This window comes from Rhodococcus sp. IEGM 1305 (genome assembly GCF_030058635.1).
Lineage (GTDB): Bacteria > Actinomycetota > Actinomycetes > Mycobacteriales > Mycobacteriaceae > Rhodococcus_F > Rhodococcus_F opacus_D.
This window is the reverse complement of the sequence record NZ_JASHKX010000001.1, coordinates 396,662-417,680: the sequence shown is the minus strand read 5'-3', so window position 1 is coordinate 417,680 and position 21,019 is coordinate 396,662. Positions and strand designations below refer to the sequence as shown.

Here is a 21,019-nt window from a genome sequence, read left to right as displayed (position 1 = left end):
TAAACGCGCGTTCAACCGAGCGCAAGGGGTGAGGGCGTCAAGATTTCGTCAACGCGGGGAGTTCCGGCTCGGCCGGGTGTCCGGTGAACACGACGCTCGGGCGGGGATACCGATTGCGGGCGCACGCCTCGTCCAGGGCCTCGTCGACGACCTCCCGCAGATCGGCCCGGTCTGCGCCCTGGAGGACCAGTTCAGTCAGGATCACCCCGTAGTCGCGCCGGACCTGTTCCATCAGCCCGATCGCGTCGTCGATGGCCCCGGAACCGGCTGTGCAGCGGAAACCGATCAGCCGCAGTTGCGGCTGTTCCATCACCGCACGCAGCGCGTCCTCGACCCCCGGGCCGAGCGCCGAAGGGTCGAGCACGATGTTCTGCCGTGGCTGCTCGTGCACGAACGGGTGGGGAAGACGAAGCGTCATCGGAACCTCCTCGGGGATTCAGTTCCAGATCTACCCCCGCCACGCGACGTCGCGGCCGTTCTTGACGGCACTATGACTCCGCGGGCCGCGATCCTGACGCGGTGTGGCGCCGCGGGGTCGCCTTCCCTATGCCGTTGCCTTCTCGACCGCGTCGTGTGTGAGACCGGCCAGCTTCTCGACGTTCTCGGTGGTCGCCGGATAGCCGGCCGAGGTCACCCCGATCACGTACTCGCCGGCGAGCGCGCCGTACCCGATGTGCGTGTCGTCTCCCTGGGTCACGGAGCCGGCGAAGGCCTTGTCGCCGACGTCGGCCGGCGCCGGTAGCGCCACGAACCCCGGGACGGCTTCGCTGTTGTCGATCGCTTGCTCGAATGCGGTCGCGGCTGCGTCGACGCTGGGATATCGATCGACGGAGACGGTCACCCTTCTGCCGTCGCCCCCTTCGTAGATCACCATTCGCGTCGCGTCGGGAGTACCGGAAGCAGTGGAGTTCTCACTCGTCGCCGTCTGTTGTTCTATCTCCGGGAAGTACGTCTGACGACGTCCAACCCCACCACAATCTCCTGAGGCAACAGGATCGCCTCGGATGTCGTCGCGTCCTGCTGCGATTCGGCGTCAGACTGCGTGTCCTGCTGCCCACACGCACCCGCGAAAAAGACTCCGGCCAGGATGATCGCGAGGATGGCGAGAGGCGCGCTACTGCCGATCCTTCGCACTCGGTACCGCTCCGCTCGTTGCACCATGCTCGATACCCCCTGTCGCTCGGGACAATGCCTCGTCGGGTGGCCAACTGGTAGCTGACCGACCGGAACTCGCACGGCGTTAATTCTCGCCGATCCGGGCGCCGCGGACACTCACTTCGCTACGTTCGGCCGTTCCGCAAGCTCACCGGGGTCGATGTCAGAACGGGTTGTAGATCCAGACACCGCGGTAATCCCACTCGGTCGACCCCGTCGGAATCTTCATCTTGTACAGATCGTGTTCATTCCCGACGTGATCGAACTGGCAACACCAACTCTGCCCGTGAAAGGACGCACACTCGATCGTCCGGCTCGTGCCGTACGGACTCAGGATGATCGATTTGCCTGCGTTCGCTCCGAACACCCCGGGATCCAGAGGTATGACGAAGTCGGATGTCCGGTCCTTGTAACCGAACGGGTCGGGATCGACGGGGTCGGCGAATGCCGCCGGCACACAGATGCCCAACGGGATCAGGCATAAGATCGCCACTGCGATAAACCTTTTCACTTGCACTCCGTTCACGTTGGGACGCGATCGCCGCATTGGCTGAATCACCGCCTGCTCGAGTGCCTCCGCGCGCGCGTCAGGGGACGGCGAACGTCCCACCGGCCGGATGGAGAACGGGCCATGGAGAGTTCAGCGTTGCCACCGCTACAACCTGACCGGCTCCCGTTCGTACCGCGGCCGAACGACGTTCGCACGAATAAAGGGCGCCCGGTTCCAGTAGGACGGACCCGCGAGCGCCGGTTTCGAGGTTGAGCCAATGCACCCACGCGCTCTCGCAGTACGCGCCTGTGGGAATCGGTTCTCGCGCTTCGAACACGACCATTCCGGATTCCCCGCCCGAAGTCGCTGTGGGAGTCATCGCGACCACCCACGGGAGCATGCACGTGGCGAGCCCGCCACACCGAGACAGATAGGGCGACGACACCTGGAACGGCACTGTGGTCTCGCCCGTCGTGTCGGTTGACGCCGCAGACGCTGCAAATGCGTTGAACGCAAGAAGGCCGAACATCAACACCGCCAGAACAACGACTTGTGCGAGAGGTGCACGCCGTCTTCGACACCAGATCTCCACTGCCGACCTCCTGACACCCCGCGCGCTGCATCGGGCAACTGCCCTGTACATCGAGAGCCACCGTAGGCCGTTACTGCCGGCGCGTTGGCGGGCAGTTCCACCCCTTGAATCGGGCTCGGACGACGGTGATCGTCAGGTCGGTCACGCGTTCGGGGGCGCCTGCGGGATGTGCTGGGGTCCGATGACGGAGAGAAGCTGTAGTTTTTCGTGGCTTTCGCTGCCGGGGATGGCGGTGTAGACGAGAAGGAGGTGCGACTGGTCGGGGTCGAGAAGTGTCTGGCAGGTCAGTTCCAGGGCGCCGACCTCGGGGTGCATGTAGCGTTTGACGCCGTTGTAATGGATGCCGATTTCGTGTTCGTTCCAGACGGTGCGGAATTCTTCGTTGTGGGCGAGCAGCAGTTCCATGAGGTGAGCGGCCCGTGATCTGGGGCCGCGGAGCGTGACCATCGCGCGTAGTCCGGAGGCGAAGACGCGGGAGTGCAGCGCGTGGTCGTCGGGGTGGTAGAGCGCGCGGGTGGCCGGGTCGGTGAACCACCGGTAACCGATGCTGCGGGCGGGACCGGTGTACCGGGTGGTGTCGCCGGTGAGCGCGACGCCGAGCGGGGTCTGCCGAAGTGTCTCGCCGAGCTCGGTGACGACCTCGGCGGGGGTGTCGGTGAGCCGGTCGAAGATGCGGAGCAGGCCGGGACTGATGTGTTCGCTGGTCGCGCCTCTCGCGGGTGGGTTGTGCCCGGCGAGGCGGAACAGGTGGTCGCGTTCGTCGAGGGACAGATGCAGCCCCTGCGCGATCGAGGCGATCATCTGCTCGGACGGGTGCGGGCCGCGCTCCCGCTCGAGCCGGCTGTAGTAGTCGGCGGAGATGTGGCAGAGCGTGGCGACTTCTTCGCGGCGCAGACCAGCGGTTCTGCGCCGTTGCCCACGCGGGAGTCCGACGTCTTCAGGTTGAAGGGACTCTCGGCGGCGGCGCAGGAACTCGGCGAGCCCCGCTCGATCGATCACGACTGCTTCCTCCTTGCTTCCAGTTCTGGTTTCAGTCTGCCCTCGGTACCGGAGGGCTGCCTGGGATCGACAGGCCGTGGATGTCTCGGTGGATCGGGCGCAGCCTGAGACCACATCCACATTGCAGAGAAAACAGGAGCAGGACATGACACGCACACGACCGGACATCACCGTCCCCGACCTCTCCGGGAAACTCGCCGTGGTCACCGGCGCAAGCGACGGCGTCGGACTGGGCCTGGCGGCGCGCCTCGCCGCCGCCGGCGCCGAGGTCGTCATGCCAGTCCGCAACCCTCGCAAGGGCGACGCGGCGGTCGCGAAGATCAAGCAGCAGCACCCGGAAGCGGCCCTGTCCCTGCGGGACCTCGACCTGTCGTCGCTGGGCTCGGTCGCCGCGCTGGGCGCCACGCTGCGCGACGAGAACCGTCCGATCCACATCCTCGTCAACAACGCCGGCGTGATGACACCCCCGGACCGGCAGACCACCACCGACGGGTTCGAGCTGCAATTCGGCAGCAATTACCTGGGGCACTTCGCGCTCGTCGCCGACCTACTACCCCTGCTGCGCGCGGGACACGCGCATGTGACCTCGCAGATCAGTGTCGCCGCGAACCAGCACGCCATCAACTGGGACGACCTGAACTGCGAACGGTCCTACCACGGCCAGCGCGCGTACAGCCAGTCCAAGATCGCGCTCGGCCTGTTCGGACTCGAGCTGGACCGGCGCAGCCAGGCAGGAGGCTGGGGGATCACCAGCAACCTTTCCCACCCCGGCATAGCGCCCACCAATCTCCTGGCCGCGCGCCCCGAGGTCGGCCGCGGGCGAGACACCGCCGGCAGGCGCATCATCCACGCTCTCTCCCGCCGCGGCATCCTCGTCGGAACGGTAGAGACCGCGCTGCTTCCGGCCCTGCTGGCCGCCACCTCACCGGCCGCGCGCGGCGCCCGCCTGTACGGTCCCAGCGGTCTCGGTCACCTGTCCGGCCCGCCCGCCGAACAGTCCGTCTACTCCCGGCTTCGCAGCGACGACGACGCCACACGCATCTGGCAGATCTCCGAGCACCTCACCCACACCTCCTTCCCGACCGGCGACAGCGCCCGTCCCCGCCTCGGATCGACAGGCCCTGACAACCGGCGACCGCGGTGAGCACCTCGCGGTCGCCCTCGGGGAGCCGCGCCGCCACAGTCATTCGCGGTGTTCCACGACACGCCGAGGCCCTGCGCGCCCCGAGCGAACGTGTATCCGGCTGCCAGATAGGCATTCTCGTTGCGTCGGTAGCCGCCGTCGATGTATCGGTTGTCGCCGATACCGCAGGGAGAGTCTGAGGGCCTCCCTGCGGCTGGTTGCCGAATACAGCTGCGTGAGTGGCGGTCCAGTTTGCACGATTTGTAACAGATCCTGTCCCGCTGCCGAAATGGAATGGGGGGCGACGGACGTCTCAATTCTCGTGGTAACGAAGGAATGGAGCGCTGATGAACAAGCAGCTGGGACGACGGGTCTGTGCTGCGGCACTCACTGCTGTCGGACTGGGAACCGCGGTGGCGACCGGAGGAGGCGCTGTTGCGAGTGCTCAGCCCGCGCCACCGACATCGACGACGATGACGTGCTCGAGTGCGAATCCCCTCGTCTGGGCACCGCCGTTCACGTGGACCATCAACGCCGCGTCCGGGGAGTCGCTGCGACCGGGTGGGCCTGCACTGGAGCCGGCAATCCTGCTCAGCGGCGGCAACGAACTGCCGACGCCGCCCGGCGGTCTCATCCCGAGCATCGGCGTCAACTGGTACGGCACGCGGGTGTCGGTCGACTGGCACAACACGACAACCGGCGCGACCGGACACAGCGTCAGCGATGAGGCGGCCTGGCAGCAGAAACCCGGCATCCCGATCAACCGAACGTGGACGGGAACCGGGACGGTGGCGTTCACCGTGACCGTCCAGACCGGCGCGGGATGGTGGTTCGTCAATTCGCAGAACGCCGTTTGCCAGGGAACGATTTCCGTCGTGCCCGGCCGGTGACCTCGGACGCCCCTCGGCTACAGGTCAGGCGAGGGGCCGTTCGCCGTTCGCCTCGGCGAGTTCGGCAAGCCTGTCGACTGAGGCCAGAAGCATGTCCGACGTGGTGGCCCGGGCGCGCTCGAGGCGTTTCTCGTCGGTCAATCGCGACCAGTCGTAGGTATGCGTGACGCGGACGCTCGCCTCATCGACTCGGTCGAGTTCCCAACGCCACAGATGACCCGGCGGCTGATCGCCTTGCACCGAGGGCAGCCAGGCGATCAGGCGCCCCTCCTCGAATTCCACCACGTGGTTGTCGCGGATGCCGCCGTTGGTGAGCGTCATGGTGAACACGTCACCGACGGCGCGCACCCGCTGCCCGGCGGCGGCCTCGACCAGGTTGTCGTTGCCGTCCCAACGCGGCTGCTGCGCCGGGTCGGCAATCAGTTCGAAGACCGTCGGTGCCGAGGCTGCGATTATGCGGCCGACGGTCACCACGGTGGGAATTCCGTTCTCCTCAGTCATAACTCGATCCAACCATGAGACGTCCGCAGATCCCGAGCACCATGTCTCTTCGCACGCGCGGCAAGTCGGTCTGTGGAGGGGTGATCGACTTCCCGGCGACACGGAGATCAACGTGTATCGAGTTCGCGAACCGGCCGACGTCTGGATCGCGGATCCGGAGTCGAGCCCGTATGTTCTGAACAAATGTCCATCGAGGGATGGTGACCGTGACAACTGGAACAAGGATCGAGCGACCGCGATGCTGTTGCACGGGGTGTGGGACTCCATGGGTGCTCTGGTGCGGGGGCACACGACGTTGCTCTTCGTGCTGAAGTTCGCAGTCATCGTCATCGCATGGCAGTCGCGATCAAAGGCTTCGCGATGACGGCCCGACAGAACGCCAATTCTTGCGCGCGAGCGTGGCGCCCGAGGTCGCCCGGGGCGTGCTGACCGCCGCCGAACTCGAGGCGATGTGCGGCGACCGCAAGGCGCGAAAGGCGTTCCGCAAGGCCGGAGCCGGTCGAATGGAGCGGACCCGCGCCGTACATGTCCTCGACGCCGCCGACGAGCTCGCCGACGAACTTGCCGGTGCCCGCGGCGCGGACACCGACCGTGTCGCGTTTGCCCGGTCCGAACTCGCCCGCATCCGCAACGGCGCCCCGCCACCTACGAGGGACGCCGCCCCGACGATGTGAGCGCACCCGGTGCACGCCACGGGCGGGTGGGCGACAGTAGCGTACCGATCGAGACAATCCGGACAACCAAGGAAAGGGCACAACCATGCGCAATTTTCGACGTACGGCAGCAGTGGGAGCCATGCTCGCGGGACTGATGACTGCCGGGGCGGCAACGGCGTCCGCCGCTCCGTTCGGCTCCCTCGGCGACGGACCCGACCTCGTGATAGCGCAAGCGAACGCCGAGGGTGTCAACGCGTGCGCCGTGCGTGTCACGAACGAGGGCGACGGGACCGCCACCGGAGTCACGGTCCACACGCCGCTCGTTTACGAGAGCAGAAGCCTCGGCACGCTCGCCCCCGGCGAATCGAAGATCGCCGAATACTTCGATTGCGGATTCTCGGAGCGGATCTTCTACTTCGCGACGACGAGCGGCGAAACGAATTGGGCCGACAACTTCCTGTACATCGAACTCTGAGCGCCGCCGACAGCCCGGAACGGAAGAACTGTCGGCATTCGTCCCTGTTGGACATTTGTGCATGTGGCGGAAAGCGTGACTGTGCTGTAGAACATAAACAGCGAGACCGGTTTGTGATATGAACCACATCTAAACGTTACTTTGCGACACCACTACACAGACATGAACAACAGTTCCGGGGGGAGCGGATCCGCGCAGGTGGATCCGGGTTCGGGAACGGTAAGGACACCACATGCTGTTGCCGATGGCACCGACCGATTCACTGTTTCTGCTCGGCGAGTCCCGCGAGCATCCGATGCACGTCGGCGGCTTGGCGGTGTTCACTCCACCCGAGGGGGCGTCCGCGGCCGATGTGCGCGCGATGTTCGATGCCGCGCTGGTCGGTGACCAGGTGGCGGTGCCGTTCCGTAAGCGGGCCCGCCGTTCGGTGACGTCGCTCGGCCAGTGGGGCTGGGACACCCTCCCGCACCACGAGGTCGACCTGGAACACCACGTGCGCCGGGACGCCCTGCCTCAGCCGGGCGGAATGGCCGAACTGATGACCCTGGTGTCGAGGCTGCACGGCACCCTGCTCGACCGCAGCCGCCCCCTGTGGGAGATGCACCTGATCGAGGGCCTCGCCGACGGCCGCTACGCGATCTACACCAAGATCCACCACGCCCTCGCTGACGGTGCATCCGCGATGAGGCTGCTCCGCGACAGCATGAGCGAGGACCCGCATCGTCGGAACATGCCCACACCGTGGCAACCCCGCAACCCGCTGACGGCCGTGCCGGACGCGGGCGTCGCGGTTTCGGGTGGGCTCGGCTCGGCACTGCCCGCGATGGCGTGGGACGCCGCCCGCGCCGCGGTCGGCGAGGTGGCCGGACTCCTGCCCGCAGCGGTCGGCACCGTGGATCGCGCCCTTCACGGCAAGGGTGGTGCGGTGTCGCTGACCGCACCGCACACCCTGTTCAACGTGCCGATCAGCGGAGCCCGGCACGTCGCCGCCCGGTCCTTCCCCCTCGAACGGATCCGCCTGCTGGCCAAGCACGCCGACGCCACCATCAACGACATCGTGCTGACGATGTGCGCGGGCACCCTCCGTGCCTATCTGCACACCCGCGACGCGTTACCGGACAATCCGCTGATCGCGATGGTCCCCGTCTCCCTCCGCGCGCCGAATACCGGGGCCGGAGGCAATCGGGTGGGAGTGCTCATGTGCAACCTGGCCACCCACCTCCCCGACCCCGCGCACCGCCTCGAGACCGTGCGCAACTGCATGAACGAGGGCAAGGCGGCCCTCCAGGCGATGAGTCCCGCCCAGGTGCTCGCGATGAGCGCCCTCGGCGCCGCCCCGCTCGGAGTCGAGATGTTCCTCGGCCGCCGCGGCCCGCTGCGGCCACCGTTCAACGTCGTCATCTCCAACGTCGCCGGCCCCCGAACCCCGTTGTACTGGAACGGGGCCCGGCTCGAATCCCTCTACCCGCTCTCCATCCCCACCACCGGGCAGGCACTCAACATCACGTGCACCAGCAGCGACGACCAGATCGTCTTCGGCCTCACCGGTTGCCGCCGCACCGTCCCGGATCTGCACCCCATGCTCGATCAGCTCGACGCCGAACTCGATCTCCTCGAGACCGCCGTCGGACTGTGACCTCGGCGGAGCATCTGCGCGATCACACCGTCACCGTGCTCGCGGTGGCCACGCGCACCTGAAATTCGAGGCGTGACACGGCCTCCCGGGCGGCGTCGAGCGCCTGCTCGGCGGTGTCCCCGACCGCGCGTGCGCATGCGACACGCGAATCGGACGACTCCAGGACGTTGACCGCGCCGCCCGGGCGGACCAGGAGTTGCACGTCGGTCACGCCGTCGACGTTCCGGGCGTCGTCGACGCCGCTGACGTCGGTGAGAACACCCGCGACGGGTGCGGCGGCGAACCAGATCGCGGAACAGCGGGCCGGCCGCTCCTCGGCGAGGACGGCCCGGATCCCGGGTAGAACCTTCTCCCCGACGGTCTGCCGCACGACGCATTCGGCGAGGTCCACGCCGGTGGCATCGAGGGCCAGGGACGGTATCTCGTCGCCGCCCATCCGCACATGGGTTTCGATCACCCGGGGACCGGTCGGGGTGAGCACGATCTCGGTGTGGGTCGCACCGAACTCCACGCCGACGGCATCGAGCACACTCGTCACGTACGTATGGATCCGTTCTTCCTGCGCCGCGGAGAGGGCTGCCGGTGCCACGTGCCCGAGTTCGACGAAGGTCGCCGGGTCGGAGTACTTGCGGGTGACGGCCACGATCTGGTGTTCGCCGCATTCCGAGAAGGCCTCCACACTGAACTGCGGGCCCTCGTGGAACCGCTCCACGAGCACCCCGCTGGTGGTCAGGCCGTCGAAGTCGCCCCCGGCGCGTGCGAACGCCGCGGCCAGTGCGCTCTCCTCCCGAACCACGGCCACCCCGGCGCTGCCCGCGCCGCACACCGGTTTGACCACGCAGGGAAAGCCGTGTTCGAACGCGAAGGAACGCACCGCCTCCACGTCGGCGACGACGGCGGAGGCGGTGGCGTCGACGCCGGATTCGCGAAGCGCGGCGCGCATGGCGTTCTTGTCGTGGACCGACGTCACCGTGCGGCGCGAGTGGGTGGACAGGCCGAGGGCCTCCCCGATCGCGGCGCAGCGGTCCTGGTCGCGTTCACCGAACGTGGCGATCCGGGTGAACGGATGCTGCGCATGCGCGGCCGCGGCCAAGGCGATCCACTCCTCGTCCGGCGCATCGTGCCGCACGGCGATGACCCGCGAATGCTCGGCCAGACGGCGAAGTTTGGCGACGAATTCCAGTCGGCAGATCACCGAGGTCTGGGTGCCGGGGAGGGCATCGCGGACCCGGCCCGGGAGGTCGCGGCCGCTGCCGACGACGAGGACGTGTTCGGTCATTTCTTCACCTCGAGTATCGAGAAGGGAGACAGTGCAGGATGGTCGCCGGCCGGGAGTTCCTTCGTCCGTGCGCGTTCCGCGAGACTGCGACGCGCCGCCGTCCGGGAGACCAGTGCCGCGGCACCGAACGTCCCGGCCAGGACGGGCCACGCCAGGAGACCGGCCGGCAACAGGACGACGACCAGAACGGCGGGGCCGAGCACCTTCTGGCCCGTCATGCCGAGGCTGAACGCGCCGAGATAGCGGGCCACGGCGGGCTGCGGGGACAGTTCGGCCGACAGTTCCCAGGCGGCCACGGAGTGGATGTTCTCGGCGATCGACAGTGCCACCACCGCAACGACGACGGCGGCGATCGCCGGTCCGGTGTCGGCCATCTGGCCGACGGCGAGTGCACCGCAGCAGAAGGCCATCAGCGCCCCGGTCCACGTCAGGAGTCGCGTCGCCGCGGACGTGCCGTCGGCGAACCGGGCGACGTAGACCTGCAGGATCACCGTCAGCACGGTGTTGACCGCCATGAGCACCGGCACCCACGCGAGCGGCACCGACGTGTACTCGATGACCCAGATCGGGAGCAGAACGATCAGCACGGTGTCGTACAGCGACAGCACACCGTTGCCGACCGTGAAGACCATGAACCACCAGTCGCGGAACGGCGAGCGCACCGCGGTTCCGGCCGGCCCGGGATCAGCCGGGAGAGCCGTGCGTTGCACCACGGTTCCCGTCCTTCGCAGTACGAGCCGGACGGCGAACGCGATGACCACGAAGGAGATTCCGTTGCCCAGGAACAGCGCCGTGAACGCGGCGGGGGTGCCGGTCACGAAGACGACGCCCGCCAGCAGGAATCCCGCGGTGAGACCCACGTTCCGGATGGCGCGGATGGTGGCCATCGTCCGGGTCCGGTCGCGGCCGCCGATCACCGCCGTCACGACGGCCTGCTGGATCGGGCTGCTCGCCCGGTCGGCCGCGGTGAGCAGCACGGTGAGCACCAGGTAGCCGGTGAAGTCGGATACGAGCGCGAAGCATCCGTAACCGATACCGCGCACCAGCAGGAGGGCCACATAGAACCGGCCCGGTCCCACCCGGTCGGCCAGCCTGCCGAGGGGCACCGGGGCGAGCAGGGCGAGCGCACCCGCTGTCGTGGTGGCCAGGGCGATCTGGTTCGCGGTGAGACCGACGACGCCGATGAAGTACAGGGCGAAGGACGCGAAGAACATCCCGGTGCCCAGCGAGTCGATGCCGGCGCCGACGGCGAGCGTGCGACCGGCCGGGCTGTCGGGGAGCAGCGCATCACCCAGCCGTCGCAGGCGGGCGTTCACGGGATGCTCCCCGGCGTCAGGAAGGCGTGCACCAGATCGGCCGACCGCTGCACGTGGGTGGGTGTCGCCGCCTCGGGCGCCGGACGCCGCAGGTGGTTCCAGGCGTACCGCCGGGCCGCGTTGACGAGTAGTTCGGCGTCCTGAGCCGACGCGGCCGCCGCGGACTGCGCGACCAGCGCCGCCGCGATGAGGAGCCGGCTCATCCGGTCGACGAGCACCCACCCGGCGGCGGCGACGGTCGCGGGGTCTGCCCCCACCCATTCGTGGCGGGTTCTGTCCAGGGCACCGAGCGCGTCGTCCACCATCTGCCAGGCCGCGAGCAACCTGCCCTGGGGGGCCGCTCCGAGAAGCTCCCTGGCCCGGTGGGCGGCCGCGTCGAAGTGTTCGCGAATCGTCAGCAGTTCCAACGCATGGGTGGTCAGGGTCCAGCAGTCGGACCGGGCGGTGCCGCTCCCGTCGGCGCGGGTGGTGTCCGCGGCAAGGGAGTAGGCGATGCAGCGCCGGGCCACTCTCCGGGCGCGGCCGTGCGACTGCTCCGGGAGGGCCTGCCACGCCCGGGCGGCCATCACGTCGACGACCCGGTCGGCGATCTCCTCGCGACGCGCATTCGCCCACGCGCTGCCGTCGAGCAGGTATGCCGCGCTGGCGAATCCGGTGACGGCACCTTCCAGGATGCCGAGTCCCTCGGCATCCCAGATCGCCGCGACCCGATCCGGTACGGCCGAAGACAGTAGACGCGTGCTCATGCGAACTCCAGCCAGTGCCGGTAAGTGGGCTCACGCCCGCGGACCACGTCGTGGAAGACGTCGCGCAGCTGTTTGGTGATCGGGCCGCACCCGCCCGCCGCCACCGGGCGGTCGTCGACCGACGCCACCGGGACCACCTCGGCGGCCGTGCCGGTGAGAAACGCCTCGTCGGCGACGTAGAGCTCGCTGCGGGTCAGGCTCTGCTCCCTCACCGTGATCCCCAGGTCGCGGGCAAGCGTGATCACGGTGTCGCGGGTGAGACCGGGCAGGATGTTGTCGCCGACCGGCGGGGTGATCAGCTCACCGTCGCGGACGGCGAAGATGTTCGCGGCGGACGCTTCGGCCACGTGCCCGGTGGAGGTGAGCATCAGCGCGTCGTCGTAACCGGCACGCAGCGCCCCGACCTTGGCCAGAGCCGAATTGACATAGGCTCCCGTCGCTTTGGCGAGCGGTGGGACCGAGTGGACACCGTTTCGTTGCCAGCTGCTGACGACGAGTCGGCAGCCCTCCTGGTCCGCGGTTTCGCCGAGGTACGAACCCCACGGCCACGCCGCGATCGCCACCCGGGCAGTGTCCAGCGCGGGCGTGACACCCATCGAGCCGTAGCCGAGGTAGACGATCGGTCGCAGATAACCGGAGTCCAGGCCCGTCCGGCGCAGCAGTTCGAGCGAGATCTCGGTGAGCTCGTCCACCGACCACCCGGGGTCCATCAGGTACACCCGCGCCGAGTCGTGCAGCCGTCGCAGGTGGTCGCGCAGCCGGAACACGGCCGGACCGCGGTCGGTCGCGTAGGCCCGGATGCCCTCGTAGACACCCCAGCCGTAGTGCAGACTCGGTGTCAGCACGTGGACCTGCGCCTGGTCCCAGGCGACGAATTCACCGTCCATCCAGACGGTGCCGGTCGGGATCAGTTCCATTGTTCTGCTTTCGGTTCGGTGGCGGCGGGCCGCCGGGACGGGACCGGGACTGCCGGTGCGCCGACCTGGTCCAGCCTTCGCTCGATGCTGCGCGACTGCAGTGTCAGAGCCTCTCGATACTTGTCGGCGCCTTCGCCGCGGAAGGCGAACCAGCCCCAGCGGGGTCGCAGTTCGCATCCGCGGGCGATCTTGGCCTCGTAGGCGGCGAGTCCGTAGTGGACGCGACGGATGCCGTGCTCCACCGCCCACCGCGCGGTCTCGTGGTAGGTCAGGGTCAGGTAGCAGCCACGAATCCCCGGGGCGAAGCCCGCGGTCCTGGCGAACAACGTGTCGGGGGTGCGGAGGTAGAGCACGAATCCCACGAGCCGACCGTCGAGTTCGGCACCGAGCACGACACACGAGTCACCCAATTCTTCACGGACGGCGTCGAAATCGCGTCGGACCCGGTCTTCGCCGCCAGGCAGTCCGTACTTGGCCCGGTGCGCGACCTGGAGGGCGACGACATCGTCGTCGATCGCCTCCGCACCCCAGCGGACCACCGTGCGGAGGCCGGCGGCGGTGTAGTCGGCGACCTCCTTGCGGAGCCGGGCGCGACGGCGTTTGCTCAGGCTCGCGACGTACTCCGGCCAGCTGTGGCCGCTCAGGTCCTGCACACCCTCGGCGCCCAGCAACGCCGCTGTGTACCCGGCGCGGGTCGCGGACCCGTCCACGTCCTCGGCCTCCGCCTCTCCGACGTACAGCAATGCCACACTGCGGCAGCCGAGTTCGTCACCGGCCTGATGGAGCAGGCCGGGCAGGGCCGCCATGACCGCGCGGCGCTGATCGTGCGAACGGCCGGGCGCATGCGCGACACCGTGGTGGTTTCCGAACGTCGCGAGCGCCAGCGACGGGTACTGATCCTCGCGGGCACCGGACAGCGCCGCGGTCAGCTCGGCCCAGCGCAGCCGATCGGGGTGATCGAGCAACTCCGGTTCGGCCATCGGCCCTGCGGTTCCCGCCAGCCGGGGCGGATCGTAGAAGAGCAGGCCCCCCGGCCGCGCCGTGAACAGCAGTGGCGCGACCGCGACGGTGCGGCCGTCGGCGCGCACCTCGAGGTAACGCACCTCGTGCAGGTCGGTGCGTTCGGTGAACCGCCACCACCGCGCGTCCTCCCAGATGATGTCCGGGTCGGCGATGCCCGCGAAGTCGGCGGCGGTGGGGCGGGCGCCGCGGGGCAGGACGTGGCCGGTGATCCCGTCGACATGGGTGGCGGTCATGCTGCGCCCTCGCTTTCGGCACGGTCCCAATCGAATCCGGCGCTGACCTGTTCCCCGGTGGCGATCAGCCGATTGCCCAGCGCCGTGAAATCGGGGTCGGTCACCACCCAGTAGGCGAGGAAGTCCGCCGACTTGCGCTCGTTGTACCGGGCAGGGGTCCAGTCGTCGCCGACGTGGGTGTTCAGCGTGAAGTCGTGCACGCCCGGCGGAGCGTCCGGCAGTCGCAGCACCCGGCCCCGGCGCGGCGGCACGCCGTAGAACGCTGCGTGCGGGGCGGTCGCCACCCGGTCCCGGACCGCGTCCAGGTCGGTCGGCAGCCCGCATTCCACCCGCGCCCAGAGATGCCGGGGGTCGATGCCCAGGACGTGGCGGAGCATCGTCGGGATCGGTCCGCCGCCGATCCGCGCGGCCACTTCGCAGAGCACGATGTCGCCGTCGGCGGTGACGAAGAACTCGGCGTGCACGCAGACGGTGAGCGGCGAGCCGAGTGCATCGACGAGCCGCCAGGTCTCGTCCACCAGGCGTGCGCAGACCGGGTCGGCGGTGTCGACCGACCGGGAGCCGAACGGGGCGTCGGTCCAGTGCTCGAGGCACCCCTGGCCGGTGTAGCGGGATGCGATGGCGGCCAACGGTTCTCCGGCGACGCGAAAGGCATCCACATGGTGCACCGCACCGTCGACGAATTCCTCGACTTCGTACGGTGTCGCCGAGACGATGTCGGCGAGTCCGGCTGCCTGCGCCGGCGAATCGAGCACGTACACGCCGGTGGAGCCGGAACCGCTGCGCGGTTTGACGACGACGCGGCCCGGGTTCTCGGCCATGAAGTCGACGATGTCCGCCGGGCCGTGCACGGGGGCGAAGGCCGGGACGAGAAGCCCTGCGGCCTGCGCCAATTCCTTCATCAGGATCTTGTCGCGGTAGGCCCCCGCCGTGGCGGTGTCCAGGCCGGGGAGGCCGAGTTCGCCGCGCAGTTCGGCGGCCCGCTCCACGTCCACCTCGGCCAGCGCGAAGACCGCGGTCGGCCGCTGCCGTCCGGCGAGTTCCCGAGCGGCGGCCAGGACGGCGTCGTCGTCGTGGTAGTCGGTGACCGTGACGATCTCGGCGAATCCCTCACCCGGATCCGATCCCTCGGCGCAGACCGCCACCAGACGTCCGCGCATCTCCGGCAGCCACTGGGCGAAGGGCAGCCCGGCGGCGCGCGGGCTGATCAGTACGAGAATCATCGAGAAGCCTCCTTTCTCGTCACGGTCAATACGTCGAAAGTTGTTTCCAGCGTGGCGAAGACCTCCGCGGTCCGGGGGACGAGCGGTATTCCCCGCACCCGCCGTTCGCGCTCGTGGGCGCGTTGCGGATCGCCCGGGGCCACCACCGGTGTCCCGGTGGCGGGCGTTGATCCGCGGACGGTGCCGAGCAGGTCTGCCAGCCCGGCCGCGAAGTGCGCGTGCCCGCTGAACGCTCCGGGATCGAGGGCGAGGACGAAATGGCCGACCCCCCGGCTTCGACCGGGCGTTCCCTCACCCACTTGCTCGAGCTGCCAGTCGGGCGGCGACCCGGTCAACACGGCCCCCAGCAGAGTGACCGCCATTGCCAGGCCCTGTCCCTTGTAGCCGCCGAGGGGCGACAGTGCATACGCCTCGCCGGGCTCCGCGGTGGACTGCCCGTCGCAGTCGGTGGCCCAGCCGCTGCCCAGTGGTCGCCCCTCGGCCCGGCGGTGCTTCACCTCACCGAAACACACCTGACTGGTGGCCATGTCGAGGGCGAGCCCGTCATCCCCCGTGCCCGCGGCCACGCTGATCGGGTTGGTGCCGAACAGCGGCTCGACCCCGCCGTACGGAGCGACCCGGGAGGCGGCGGACGTGACGGCGATGCCGATCATCCCCTGCCCGGCCAGGTGCCGGGTGTACACCGACGCCGCGCCGAAGTGGTTGGAATTGCGCACGCCCACCGCCGCGACGCCGAAGGCCTTGGCCCGGTCGGCTGCCAGGCGGGCGGCGGCGAGTCCGGCGAGCACGCCGAGTGCGCCGTCCGCATCCAGCAGCAGTCCGGCCCCACGGTCCCGGACCACGGTCGGGCACGCCGCCGCATTCGCGACGCCGGTCGCGAGTTCGTCCAGGTATTGCGGCAGCAGCCGCAGACCGTGGGTGTCGATGCCGCGCAGGGACGTGTCGACGAGCGCGGCAGCCACCTGATCGGCGTCGTCCTCGGGCACTCCGGCCTCGACGAGTGCGATCGAGGCGAGCCAGCGGGCCTCCTGCTCGTCGATCAGCGAACCAGTGTTCGGTGTCTGGTGGATCATGAAGCACTCCAATGCATGAAGACGTGGGGGCCGATGCCCGGGATGTCGAAGTCCGGGCCAAGAATCCGGAAGCCCTGCTTGACGTAGAAGCCGGCGGCGGTGGTGCGGGCGTTGCACCAGACCGCGCCGGCGCCGGCCAGCGCGGCGTTCGTGAGTACGGTGCGCAGGAGTGTGGTCCCCGCACCGCTACCGCGAACCTCCTCGAGGGTGGCCATACCGCGGAGGCGCCGCCCCCGGCCGGGGAGAAGATCTGGCACGGCGTGCGTTTCGGGGGGATCCTCGTGATACAGCGAGGCCACGCCGACCGGGCGCCCCGCGACGAGGGTGGCGAAGTGCCGGGTGCCGGCGTGCGCGTCCTCGGGGTAGACGCAGGTCTCGGCCGGTTGACCGGGCCGGAGCACAGTGTGGCGGATCGGCCGCACGTCGGCGGCGGACACCGGCCGCACCCGCCAGCCGTGGGCGGCCGGATCGGGAAGGTAACCGGAACCGGGACGATCCGGCAGGCTGACGCGGCCGGCGCCGTCGAGCGTCAGTCCACGGCCCGTGTTCACCGCGAGAAGATCGACTGCGTCGACATCCAGGTGGTCGGCCAATCCCCCGAGATGGGCTGTGGCCGACACCCCGGCCGCGGATTCGGGCATGCACCCGAGCATCGTGATCAGACCGCGTTCACGCGCCCGGCGCAGCAGCGCGAGCGACGGGGTGATGCCTCCGGCCTTCATCGGCTTCACGTTGATGCCGTCGAACGCGTCGGTGCAGGCGTCCAGGTCTTGCGGCGACGCGATGCTCTCGTCCGCGATCACCGGGATCGGGCTGCGCTCCTTCAGGATCCGGGCATCGCGCCACGCCGAGCGCGGAAACGGCTGCTCGATCAGCTGCACGCCGAGTTCCTGCAGGCCGGGCAGGACGGGGAGCAGCCGGGACAGCTCCCACCCGCAGTTGCCGTCCACGGAGAACGGCGCGGTCGTATGGCAGCGGAGTTCCTTGACGACGGTGAGGTCGCCCGGATCGGCGAGCTTGATCTTGTACGCCGACCACCCGGGTCGCTCGCGGAGTTTGCGGACCATCACCTCGGTCTCGTCGAGCCCGATGCTGAAGCTGGAGCGCAACTCCTGCGGGCGTCCCAGCCCGAGGGACTGCCACAGCGGCACACCGAGCAGCCGTGCCCGCAGGTCGTGCACCGCGGTGTCGAGGGCGGCCAGGACGAACGGCGAATCGGGAAGCTCCGCGGACAGGGCTCGCCACACGGCGAACGGGTCGTCGGGACCGAGGTCGATCAGTAACGCCGCAATCCGCCGCAGATCCGCGTGCATCCGGTCCAGGCCCGAGTTGTAGTGGTCGGTCATGAACGCGGATGCCTCGCCGAACCCGGCGACACCGTCCTGCTCCACCTCCACCACCAGGCCCCGCTGCACCGGAATCGCTTCTCGGGCAGAGCGCCACAGATGCCGTTGCGTCAAGCTGATCTCGTGCGCGGTGACCTTCACGCGGTGCCTCCGACGCCGAAGAACTCGCGGTCGCGCGGGCCGTGCGGGCGGAGGTCGTCCCACCACTGCGCGTGCTCGTCGTATTTCGCGAAGAACGGTTTGCCGACCAGGTCGGGCCGGCGTGCCTGCAGGAACCGCAGCGCGAACGCACGTCCGCCGTCGAGATCGACGACGCCGTCGACCACGACCTTCCCCGGTGACGCCGACATCACCGGACCCCGCGCGGTCCGCCCGAGTCCGGAGACCCGTTGCAGCGCTTCGCGGTAGATGTCGACCGCTCGCGCCAGTGGCAGACCGAAATACGGTCGCGCACCGGTGTCCCGCTCGACGAACATGTAGTACGGCACGACCCGGTTGCGGACCTGCGCCTGCCAGAGGTCGGCCCACGTGCGCGGGTCGTCGTTGACGTGACGCACCACCGGCGCCTGAGCGCGGAGCACCGCGCCGGTCGACGCCAGCCGGGCCAGCGCCGTCCGGGCGGCATCGGTCTGCAGTTCCGCGACGTGCGACAGGTACAGCATCATCGCGACGTGCTTGCCGGCGGCGGTCAGCCGCTCGAGCAACCGCAACAGGTCGTCGGCTTCCGGCCGGCCAACAGCCGGTACGGCCAGAACGAGACGGCCTTCGTGCCGATCCGGATCGTCTCGACGTGTTCCCGCCCCGGTTCGAGTAGCGGCTGCAGATACGAGGCCAGCAACTCGGTCCGCATGACCAGTGGGTCGCCGCCGGTCAACAGCACGTCGGTGATACCGGGGTGCAGGTCGAGGTACCGGGTCATCGCCTCCGGCCCGGACATGGCCATCTTCAGGTCCGGGGTGTCCACGAACTGGGCCCAGCGGAAGCAGTAGCCGCAATAGCTGTGGCACGTCTGCCCCTGGCGGGGGAACACCAGCAGGGTCTCGGCGTACTTGTGCTGCATGCCCGAACCGTCGATGTCGTCGTGCTGCGGAACGTTCATGCTCAGCTGGTCGCCGGGATGCGGGTTCAGCGCGGCCCGGACCGTGTCGACGGCCTGCCGGACGGTGCCCCGATCTCCCTGCGCCACAGCCCGTTCGATGATGGCGAAGTGCTCGGGCTCGAGCATGTCGCGGTGCGGGAAGGTCAGCCGGTAGATCGGGTCGTCCGGCGCACGGCCCCAGTCGATCAGTTCGTCGACGACGTAGCTGCTGACCTTGAACGGCAGCACCTGGGAGACCACGTGGGCCTCGTGCCCCAGGGTCGGATCGCCGGTTCGTTCGGCGACGAGCTTGCGGAGCCGGTCGCCGCTGATCGATCGCGGAGCGAGGGCTGTGCGGGTGTCGATATCGAGCACGGTCATTTGTCCGTCACCGCCAGACCCCAGTCGAAGTCGACTTCGCCCAGAACATTCATGTCCGACATCAGCGAATACAGACCGCTGTAGTCGCGCACGAGCCGCGAACCGGACTTCTCGGCCCGCACGTCGGCGAGCATCTTCTCCCATCCGGTGACCTTCTCGATCCGGAAGATCGCCTCCCACGTCGAGTAGTCCGTGGCGACGAACGCGTCCAGTCCGGCGACCAGCATGTCCAGGAAGAATCGGCGTTTGACGGGGTCCAGCATGTCGTACACCAGCTTCGCCATCTCGTCGGAAATGGATGCGTGGCAGTACTCGTCCCGGTTGTGCAGCTTTGCGGTGGTGGAGTTGACCACCTGGATGTCATGATCGTCGGCGAGCAGATCGAGATACGCGTTGATCGAGATCTCGGACACCGTGGCGAAGGCCAGCGTGGTCAGGCTGCGCTGCCAGCGTTCGGCGGCACGGGCCCGCAGCCGACGGTGTGCCCGTGAGGTGTGGGATTCGGGTAACGCGCTGTCGGGGAACGGGTTCCCTCGTTTACGTCTGGTCAGCGCACTCGCGTTGATGTGCATCAGGGTGTGGTACTGCTCGTCGACCATGGCCTGGGCGAGGGCGATATCCATGTCCTGGCCGCCGAGACCGGGAAACTCCCCGTCCATGACGAGTGCGAACGCCGGGTTGGCGACGCGTTGCTCGGCGAGCACCGTGTGCCGGTTGTACGCGATCCAGGCCCAGCTCAGCAGCCGCGACCGCAGCGCGTCGGGCATCGCCTGCCATGTCGGATGGTCGCGGAACGGCACGATGCCCTCGGGGTAGTCGGCCCGGCCGGCGTCGAACAACTCGTCGAGGTCGGGCTCGTCGCGCTTCACCGTCGACCGTCGGTGCCAGTTGCCGGCGAGGCGGCTGATGACGGCGTTCTCGGCTTCGTCGGCGGGGTCGAACGACGGCAGTCCGGGGAGGTGGACCAGGCCGTCGGCGTCGGAGCACTGCAGGTCGTCGATGATCATGCGCGGGTCCGGTCGCCGGCCCAGAAACGGGTGAGGTGACGGGCGCGGTCGGCGTACTCCGAGCGCGCGTGCAGCATGCGCTGGTTGTCCCAGATGAGCAGCGCATTCTCGGGAATCAGCACGCGGGTGCGCAGTTCGTGGAACAGGTCGCTGACGCGATGCGCCAACCTGCGACCGGCCAGGCCGAGCGGCAGCCGAGTGTCGTCGACGTCGGAGTCGTGGTGTGGGTCGTAGTCGGCCGCGGTGAGCAGGTTGTAGCTGAAGCGCAGGGCGGTGCGGCCGGTGTCGTCCGCGCCCAGCATCGCGGTGCGTACACCCCCGTCCGGGCCCGGGAAGGTCAGTTCGGCGTCCGTCATCAAGGTGAGCTCGGCCGGTTCCAGGGCGTCGACGAGCCGCCGGATGTCGAGCAGATCGGTGTGGCCGCCGCCGCAGCGCGCCTGCCGGTGGCAGAACAGCGCCAGGTACGCCGGGCTGGGATTCCAGCCCGGGGCCTCGGTATGCGCCAGAATCGTGTTCGCGCTCTGCGAGTACGCCCGATGATCGTTGCCGGGACGGTACGTCACCTCGTGGGTGAGCAGACCGTTGTATTGCGGGACCAGATCACCCAGGGAGCCAACCACTTCCGCTGCAGCGGTGCGGTCGGGCACGTCGTGGACGACGACGTAGCCGTCCTCCCCCAGCCGGGACCGGTCGAGACGGCCTTCCACCGTTTCCACACCCGCAGAAACGACATGACAATTCGGCGACATCCATTCCTCCATTCCGAAAACCCGACTGGGATACGTACCCCGTGATGCCGGTCGTTCGAGACCGGGATCGTCGTGATCGGTTTCAAGAATGTGGTCGTGCCGCCACGCACACCAGGCACCCTAGGGGAGCC

21 protein-coding genes and 1 pseudogene are annotated in these 21,019 nt (G+C 68.7%); 5 read left to right on the top strand and 17 right to left on the bottom strand.

Going from position 1 to position 21,019, the window contains the following annotated elements:
* Positions 1–37 precede the first annotated feature (37 nt).
* From QM693_RS01970 to QM693_RS01955, 4 genes and pseudogenes are all read right to left on the bottom strand, one after another.
* Positions 38–418: a decarboxylase gene (locus QM693_RS01970; protein WP_283351186.1), complete on the bottom strand. Its 381-nt coding sequence runs from the start codon at positions 416–418 to the stop codon at positions 38–40.
* A gap of 126 nt (positions 419–544) precedes the next feature.
* Positions 545–1,161, bottom strand: a pseudogene (locus tag QM693_RS37555) (hypothetical protein).
* Positions 1,162–1,318: 157 nt separating this feature from the next.
* Positions 1,319–1,681 (bottom strand): hypothetical protein, encoded by a 363-nt coding sequence (locus QM693_RS01960; protein WP_283351184.1) that lies wholly within the window; start codon positions 1,679–1,681, stop codon positions 1,319–1,321.
* 697 nt (positions 1,682–2,378) lie between these two features.
* On the bottom strand, positions 2,379–3,236 hold the full coding sequence (locus QM693_RS01955; RefSeq protein WP_283351183.1) for a helix-turn-helix transcriptional regulator: 858 nt from the start codon (positions 3,234–3,236) through the stop codon (positions 2,379–2,381).
* Between the two features lie 145 nt (positions 3,237–3,381).
* Between QM693_RS01955 and QM693_RS01950 the strand changes: the two genes are divergently transcribed.
* Together QM693_RS01950 and QM693_RS01945 are read left to right on the top strand one after the other, a co-directional pair.
* Complete coding sequence (locus QM693_RS01950; RefSeq protein WP_283351182.1) at positions 3,382–4,380, top strand: SDR family oxidoreductase; 999 nt, start codon at positions 3,382–3,384, stop codon at positions 4,378–4,380.
* A 326-nt stretch (positions 4,381–4,706) separates the two neighbouring features.
* A complete protein-coding gene (locus tag QM693_RS01945) occupies positions 4,707–5,249 on the top strand; it encodes a hypothetical protein (RefSeq protein WP_283351181.1) in 543 nt (180 codons plus the stop codon).
* A gap of 24 nt (positions 5,250–5,273) precedes the next feature.
* Here the strand turns inward: QM693_RS01945 and QM693_RS01940 are convergent, their stop codons facing one another.
* Entirely contained in the window at positions 5,274–5,750 is a 477-nt protein-coding gene (locus QM693_RS01940) for an SRPBCC family protein (protein WP_283351180.1), read from the bottom strand.
* Positions 5,751–6,136: 386 nt separating this feature from the next.
* Between QM693_RS01940 and QM693_RS01935 the strand changes: the two genes are divergently transcribed.
* From QM693_RS01935 to QM693_RS01925, 3 genes are all read left to right on the top strand, one after another.
* Complete coding sequence (locus QM693_RS01935; RefSeq protein ID WP_283351179.1) at positions 6,137–6,424, top strand: hypothetical protein; 288 nt, start codon at positions 6,137–6,139, stop codon at positions 6,422–6,424.
* Positions 6,425–6,509: 85 nt separating this feature from the next.
* A complete protein-coding gene (locus QM693_RS01930) occupies positions 6,510–6,881 on the top strand; it encodes a hypothetical protein (protein WP_283332250.1) in 372 nt (123 codons plus the stop codon).
* A gap of 232 nt (positions 6,882–7,113) precedes the next feature.
* Entirely contained in the window at positions 7,114–8,517 is a 1,404-nt protein-coding gene (locus QM693_RS01925) for a WS/DGAT/MGAT family O-acyltransferase (protein WP_280779745.1), read from the top strand.
* Between the two features lie 22 nt (positions 8,518–8,539).
* Here the strand turns inward: QM693_RS01925 and QM693_RS01920 are convergent, their stop codons facing one another.
* From QM693_RS01920 to QM693_RS01865, 12 genes are read right to left on the bottom strand one after another with little or no spacing between them, the layout of a single operon-like run.
* Positions 8,540–9,796 (bottom strand): ATP-grasp domain-containing protein, encoded by a 1,257-nt coding sequence (locus QM693_RS01920; protein WP_283351178.1) that lies wholly within the window; start codon positions 9,794–9,796, stop codon positions 8,540–8,542.
* Complete coding sequence (locus QM693_RS01915) at positions 9,793–11,112, bottom strand: MFS transporter (protein WP_283351177.1); 1,320 nt, start codon at positions 11,110–11,112, stop codon at positions 9,793–9,795. Before QM693_RS01915 ends, QM693_RS01920 begins: the two co-directional genes overlap by 4 nt.
* Entirely contained in the window at positions 11,109–11,858 is a 750-nt protein-coding gene (locus tag QM693_RS01910) for a hypothetical protein (protein ID WP_283351176.1), read from the bottom strand. The genes QM693_RS01915 and QM693_RS01910 overlap by 4 nt, the downstream gene beginning before the upstream one ends.
* A complete protein-coding gene (locus QM693_RS01905) occupies positions 11,855–12,775 on the bottom strand; it encodes a branched-chain amino acid transaminase (protein WP_283351175.1) in 921 nt (306 codons plus the stop codon). Before QM693_RS01905 ends, QM693_RS01910 begins: the two co-directional genes overlap by 4 nt.
* Positions 12,766–14,031 carry a GNAT family N-acetyltransferase gene (locus QM693_RS01900; protein ID WP_283351174.1) on the bottom strand — a complete coding sequence of 422 codons (1,266 nt, stop codon included), beginning with the start codon at positions 14,029–14,031 and terminating at the stop codon, positions 12,766–12,768. Before QM693_RS01900 ends, QM693_RS01905 begins: the two co-directional genes overlap by 10 nt.
* Entirely contained in the window at positions 14,028–15,254 is a 1,227-nt protein-coding gene (locus QM693_RS01895; protein WP_283351173.1) for an ATP-grasp domain-containing protein, read from the bottom strand. The genes QM693_RS01900 and QM693_RS01895 overlap by 4 nt, the downstream gene beginning before the upstream one ends.
* Positions 15,251–16,327: an Ldh family oxidoreductase gene (locus tag QM693_RS01890; protein WP_283351172.1), complete on the bottom strand. Its 1,077-nt coding sequence runs from the start codon at positions 16,325–16,327 to the stop codon at positions 15,251–15,253. Before QM693_RS01890 ends, QM693_RS01895 begins: the two co-directional genes overlap by 4 nt.
* Positions 16,324–17,814 carry a GNAT family N-acetyltransferase gene (locus QM693_RS01885; RefSeq protein WP_283351171.1) on the bottom strand — a complete coding sequence of 497 codons (1,491 nt, stop codon included), beginning with the start codon at positions 17,812–17,814 and terminating at the stop codon, positions 16,324–16,326. Before QM693_RS01885 ends, QM693_RS01890 begins: the two co-directional genes overlap by 4 nt.
* Positions 17,811–18,383, bottom strand: a complete 573-nt coding sequence (locus QM693_RS01880; RefSeq protein ID WP_283351170.1) for a hypothetical protein — start codon at positions 18,381–18,383, stop codon at positions 17,811–17,813. Before QM693_RS01880 ends, QM693_RS01885 begins: the two co-directional genes overlap by 4 nt.
* Positions 18,362–19,132 carry a hypothetical protein gene (locus tag QM693_RS01875; RefSeq protein WP_283351169.1) on the bottom strand — a complete coding sequence of 257 codons (771 nt, stop codon included), beginning with the start codon at positions 19,130–19,132 and terminating at the stop codon, positions 18,362–18,364. The genes QM693_RS01880 and QM693_RS01875 overlap by 22 nt, the downstream gene beginning before the upstream one ends.
* Complete coding sequence (locus QM693_RS01870; protein ID WP_283351168.1) at positions 19,129–20,139, bottom strand: AurF N-oxygenase family protein; 1,011 nt, start codon at positions 20,137–20,139, stop codon at positions 19,129–19,131. The genes QM693_RS01875 and QM693_RS01870 overlap by 4 nt, the downstream gene beginning before the upstream one ends.
* A complete protein-coding gene (locus QM693_RS01865; RefSeq protein WP_349307478.1) occupies positions 20,136–20,888 on the bottom strand; it encodes a TauD/TfdA family dioxygenase in 753 nt (250 codons plus the stop codon). Before QM693_RS01865 ends, QM693_RS01870 begins: the two co-directional genes overlap by 4 nt.
* Between the last annotated feature and the right edge of the window lie 131 nt (positions 20,889–21,019).

Bases quoted from the DNA above. Each gene is read 5' to 3' on its own strand.
- QM693_RS01970 (WP_283351186.1), bottom strand. From the start codon at position 418: ATGACGCTTCGTCTTCCCCACCCGTTCGTGCACGAGCAGCCACGGCAG.
- QM693_RS01950 (WP_283351182.1), top strand. From the start codon at position 3,382: ATGACACGCACACGACCGGACATCACCGTCCCCGACCTCTCCGGGAAA.
- QM693_RS01945 (WP_283351181.1), top strand. From the start codon at position 4,707: ATGAACAAGCAGCTGGGACGACGGGTCTGTGCTGCGGCACTCACTGCT.
- QM693_RS01940 (WP_283351180.1), bottom strand. From the start codon at position 5,750: ATGACTGAGGAGAACGGAATTCCCACCGTGGTGACCGTCGGCCGCATA.
- QM693_RS01930 (WP_283332250.1), top strand. From the start codon at position 6,510: ATGCGCAATTTTCGACGTACGGCAGCAGTGGGAGCCATGCTCGCGGGA.
- QM693_RS01925 (WP_280779745.1), top strand. From the start codon at position 7,114: ATGCTGTTGCCGATGGCACCGACCGATTCACTGTTTCTGCTCGGCGAG.
- QM693_RS01920 (WP_283351178.1), bottom strand. From the start codon at position 9,796: ATGACCGAACACGTCCTCGTCGTCGGCAGCGGCCGCGACCTCCCGGGC.
- QM693_RS01910 (WP_283351176.1), bottom strand. From the start codon at position 11,858: ATGAGCACGCGTCTACTGTCTTCGGCCGTACCGGATCGGGTCGCGGCG.
- QM693_RS01905 (WP_283351175.1), bottom strand. From the start codon at position 12,775: ATGGAACTGATCCCGACCGGCACCGTCTGGATGGACGGTGAATTCGTC.
- QM693_RS01900 (WP_283351174.1), bottom strand. From the start codon at position 14,031: ATGACCGCCACCCATGTCGACGGGATCACCGGCCACGTCCTGCCCCGC.
- QM693_RS01895 (WP_283351173.1), bottom strand. From the start codon at position 15,254: ATGATTCTCGTACTGATCAGCCCGCGCGCCGCCGGGCTGCCCTTCGCC.
- QM693_RS01890 (WP_283351172.1), bottom strand. From the start codon at position 16,327: ATGATCCACCAGACACCGAACACTGGTTCGCTGATCGACGAGCAGGAG.
- QM693_RS01875 (WP_283351169.1), bottom strand. From the start codon at position 19,132: ATGACCGTGCTCGATATCGACACCCGCACAGCCCTCGCTCCGCGATCG.
- QM693_RS01870 (WP_283351168.1), bottom strand. From the start codon at position 20,139: ATGATCATCGACGACCTGCAGTGCTCCGACGCCGACGGCCTGGTCCAC.
- QM693_RS01865 (WP_349307478.1), bottom strand. From the start codon at position 20,888: ATGTCGCCGAATTGTCATGTCGTTTCTGCGGGTGTGGAAACGGTGGAA.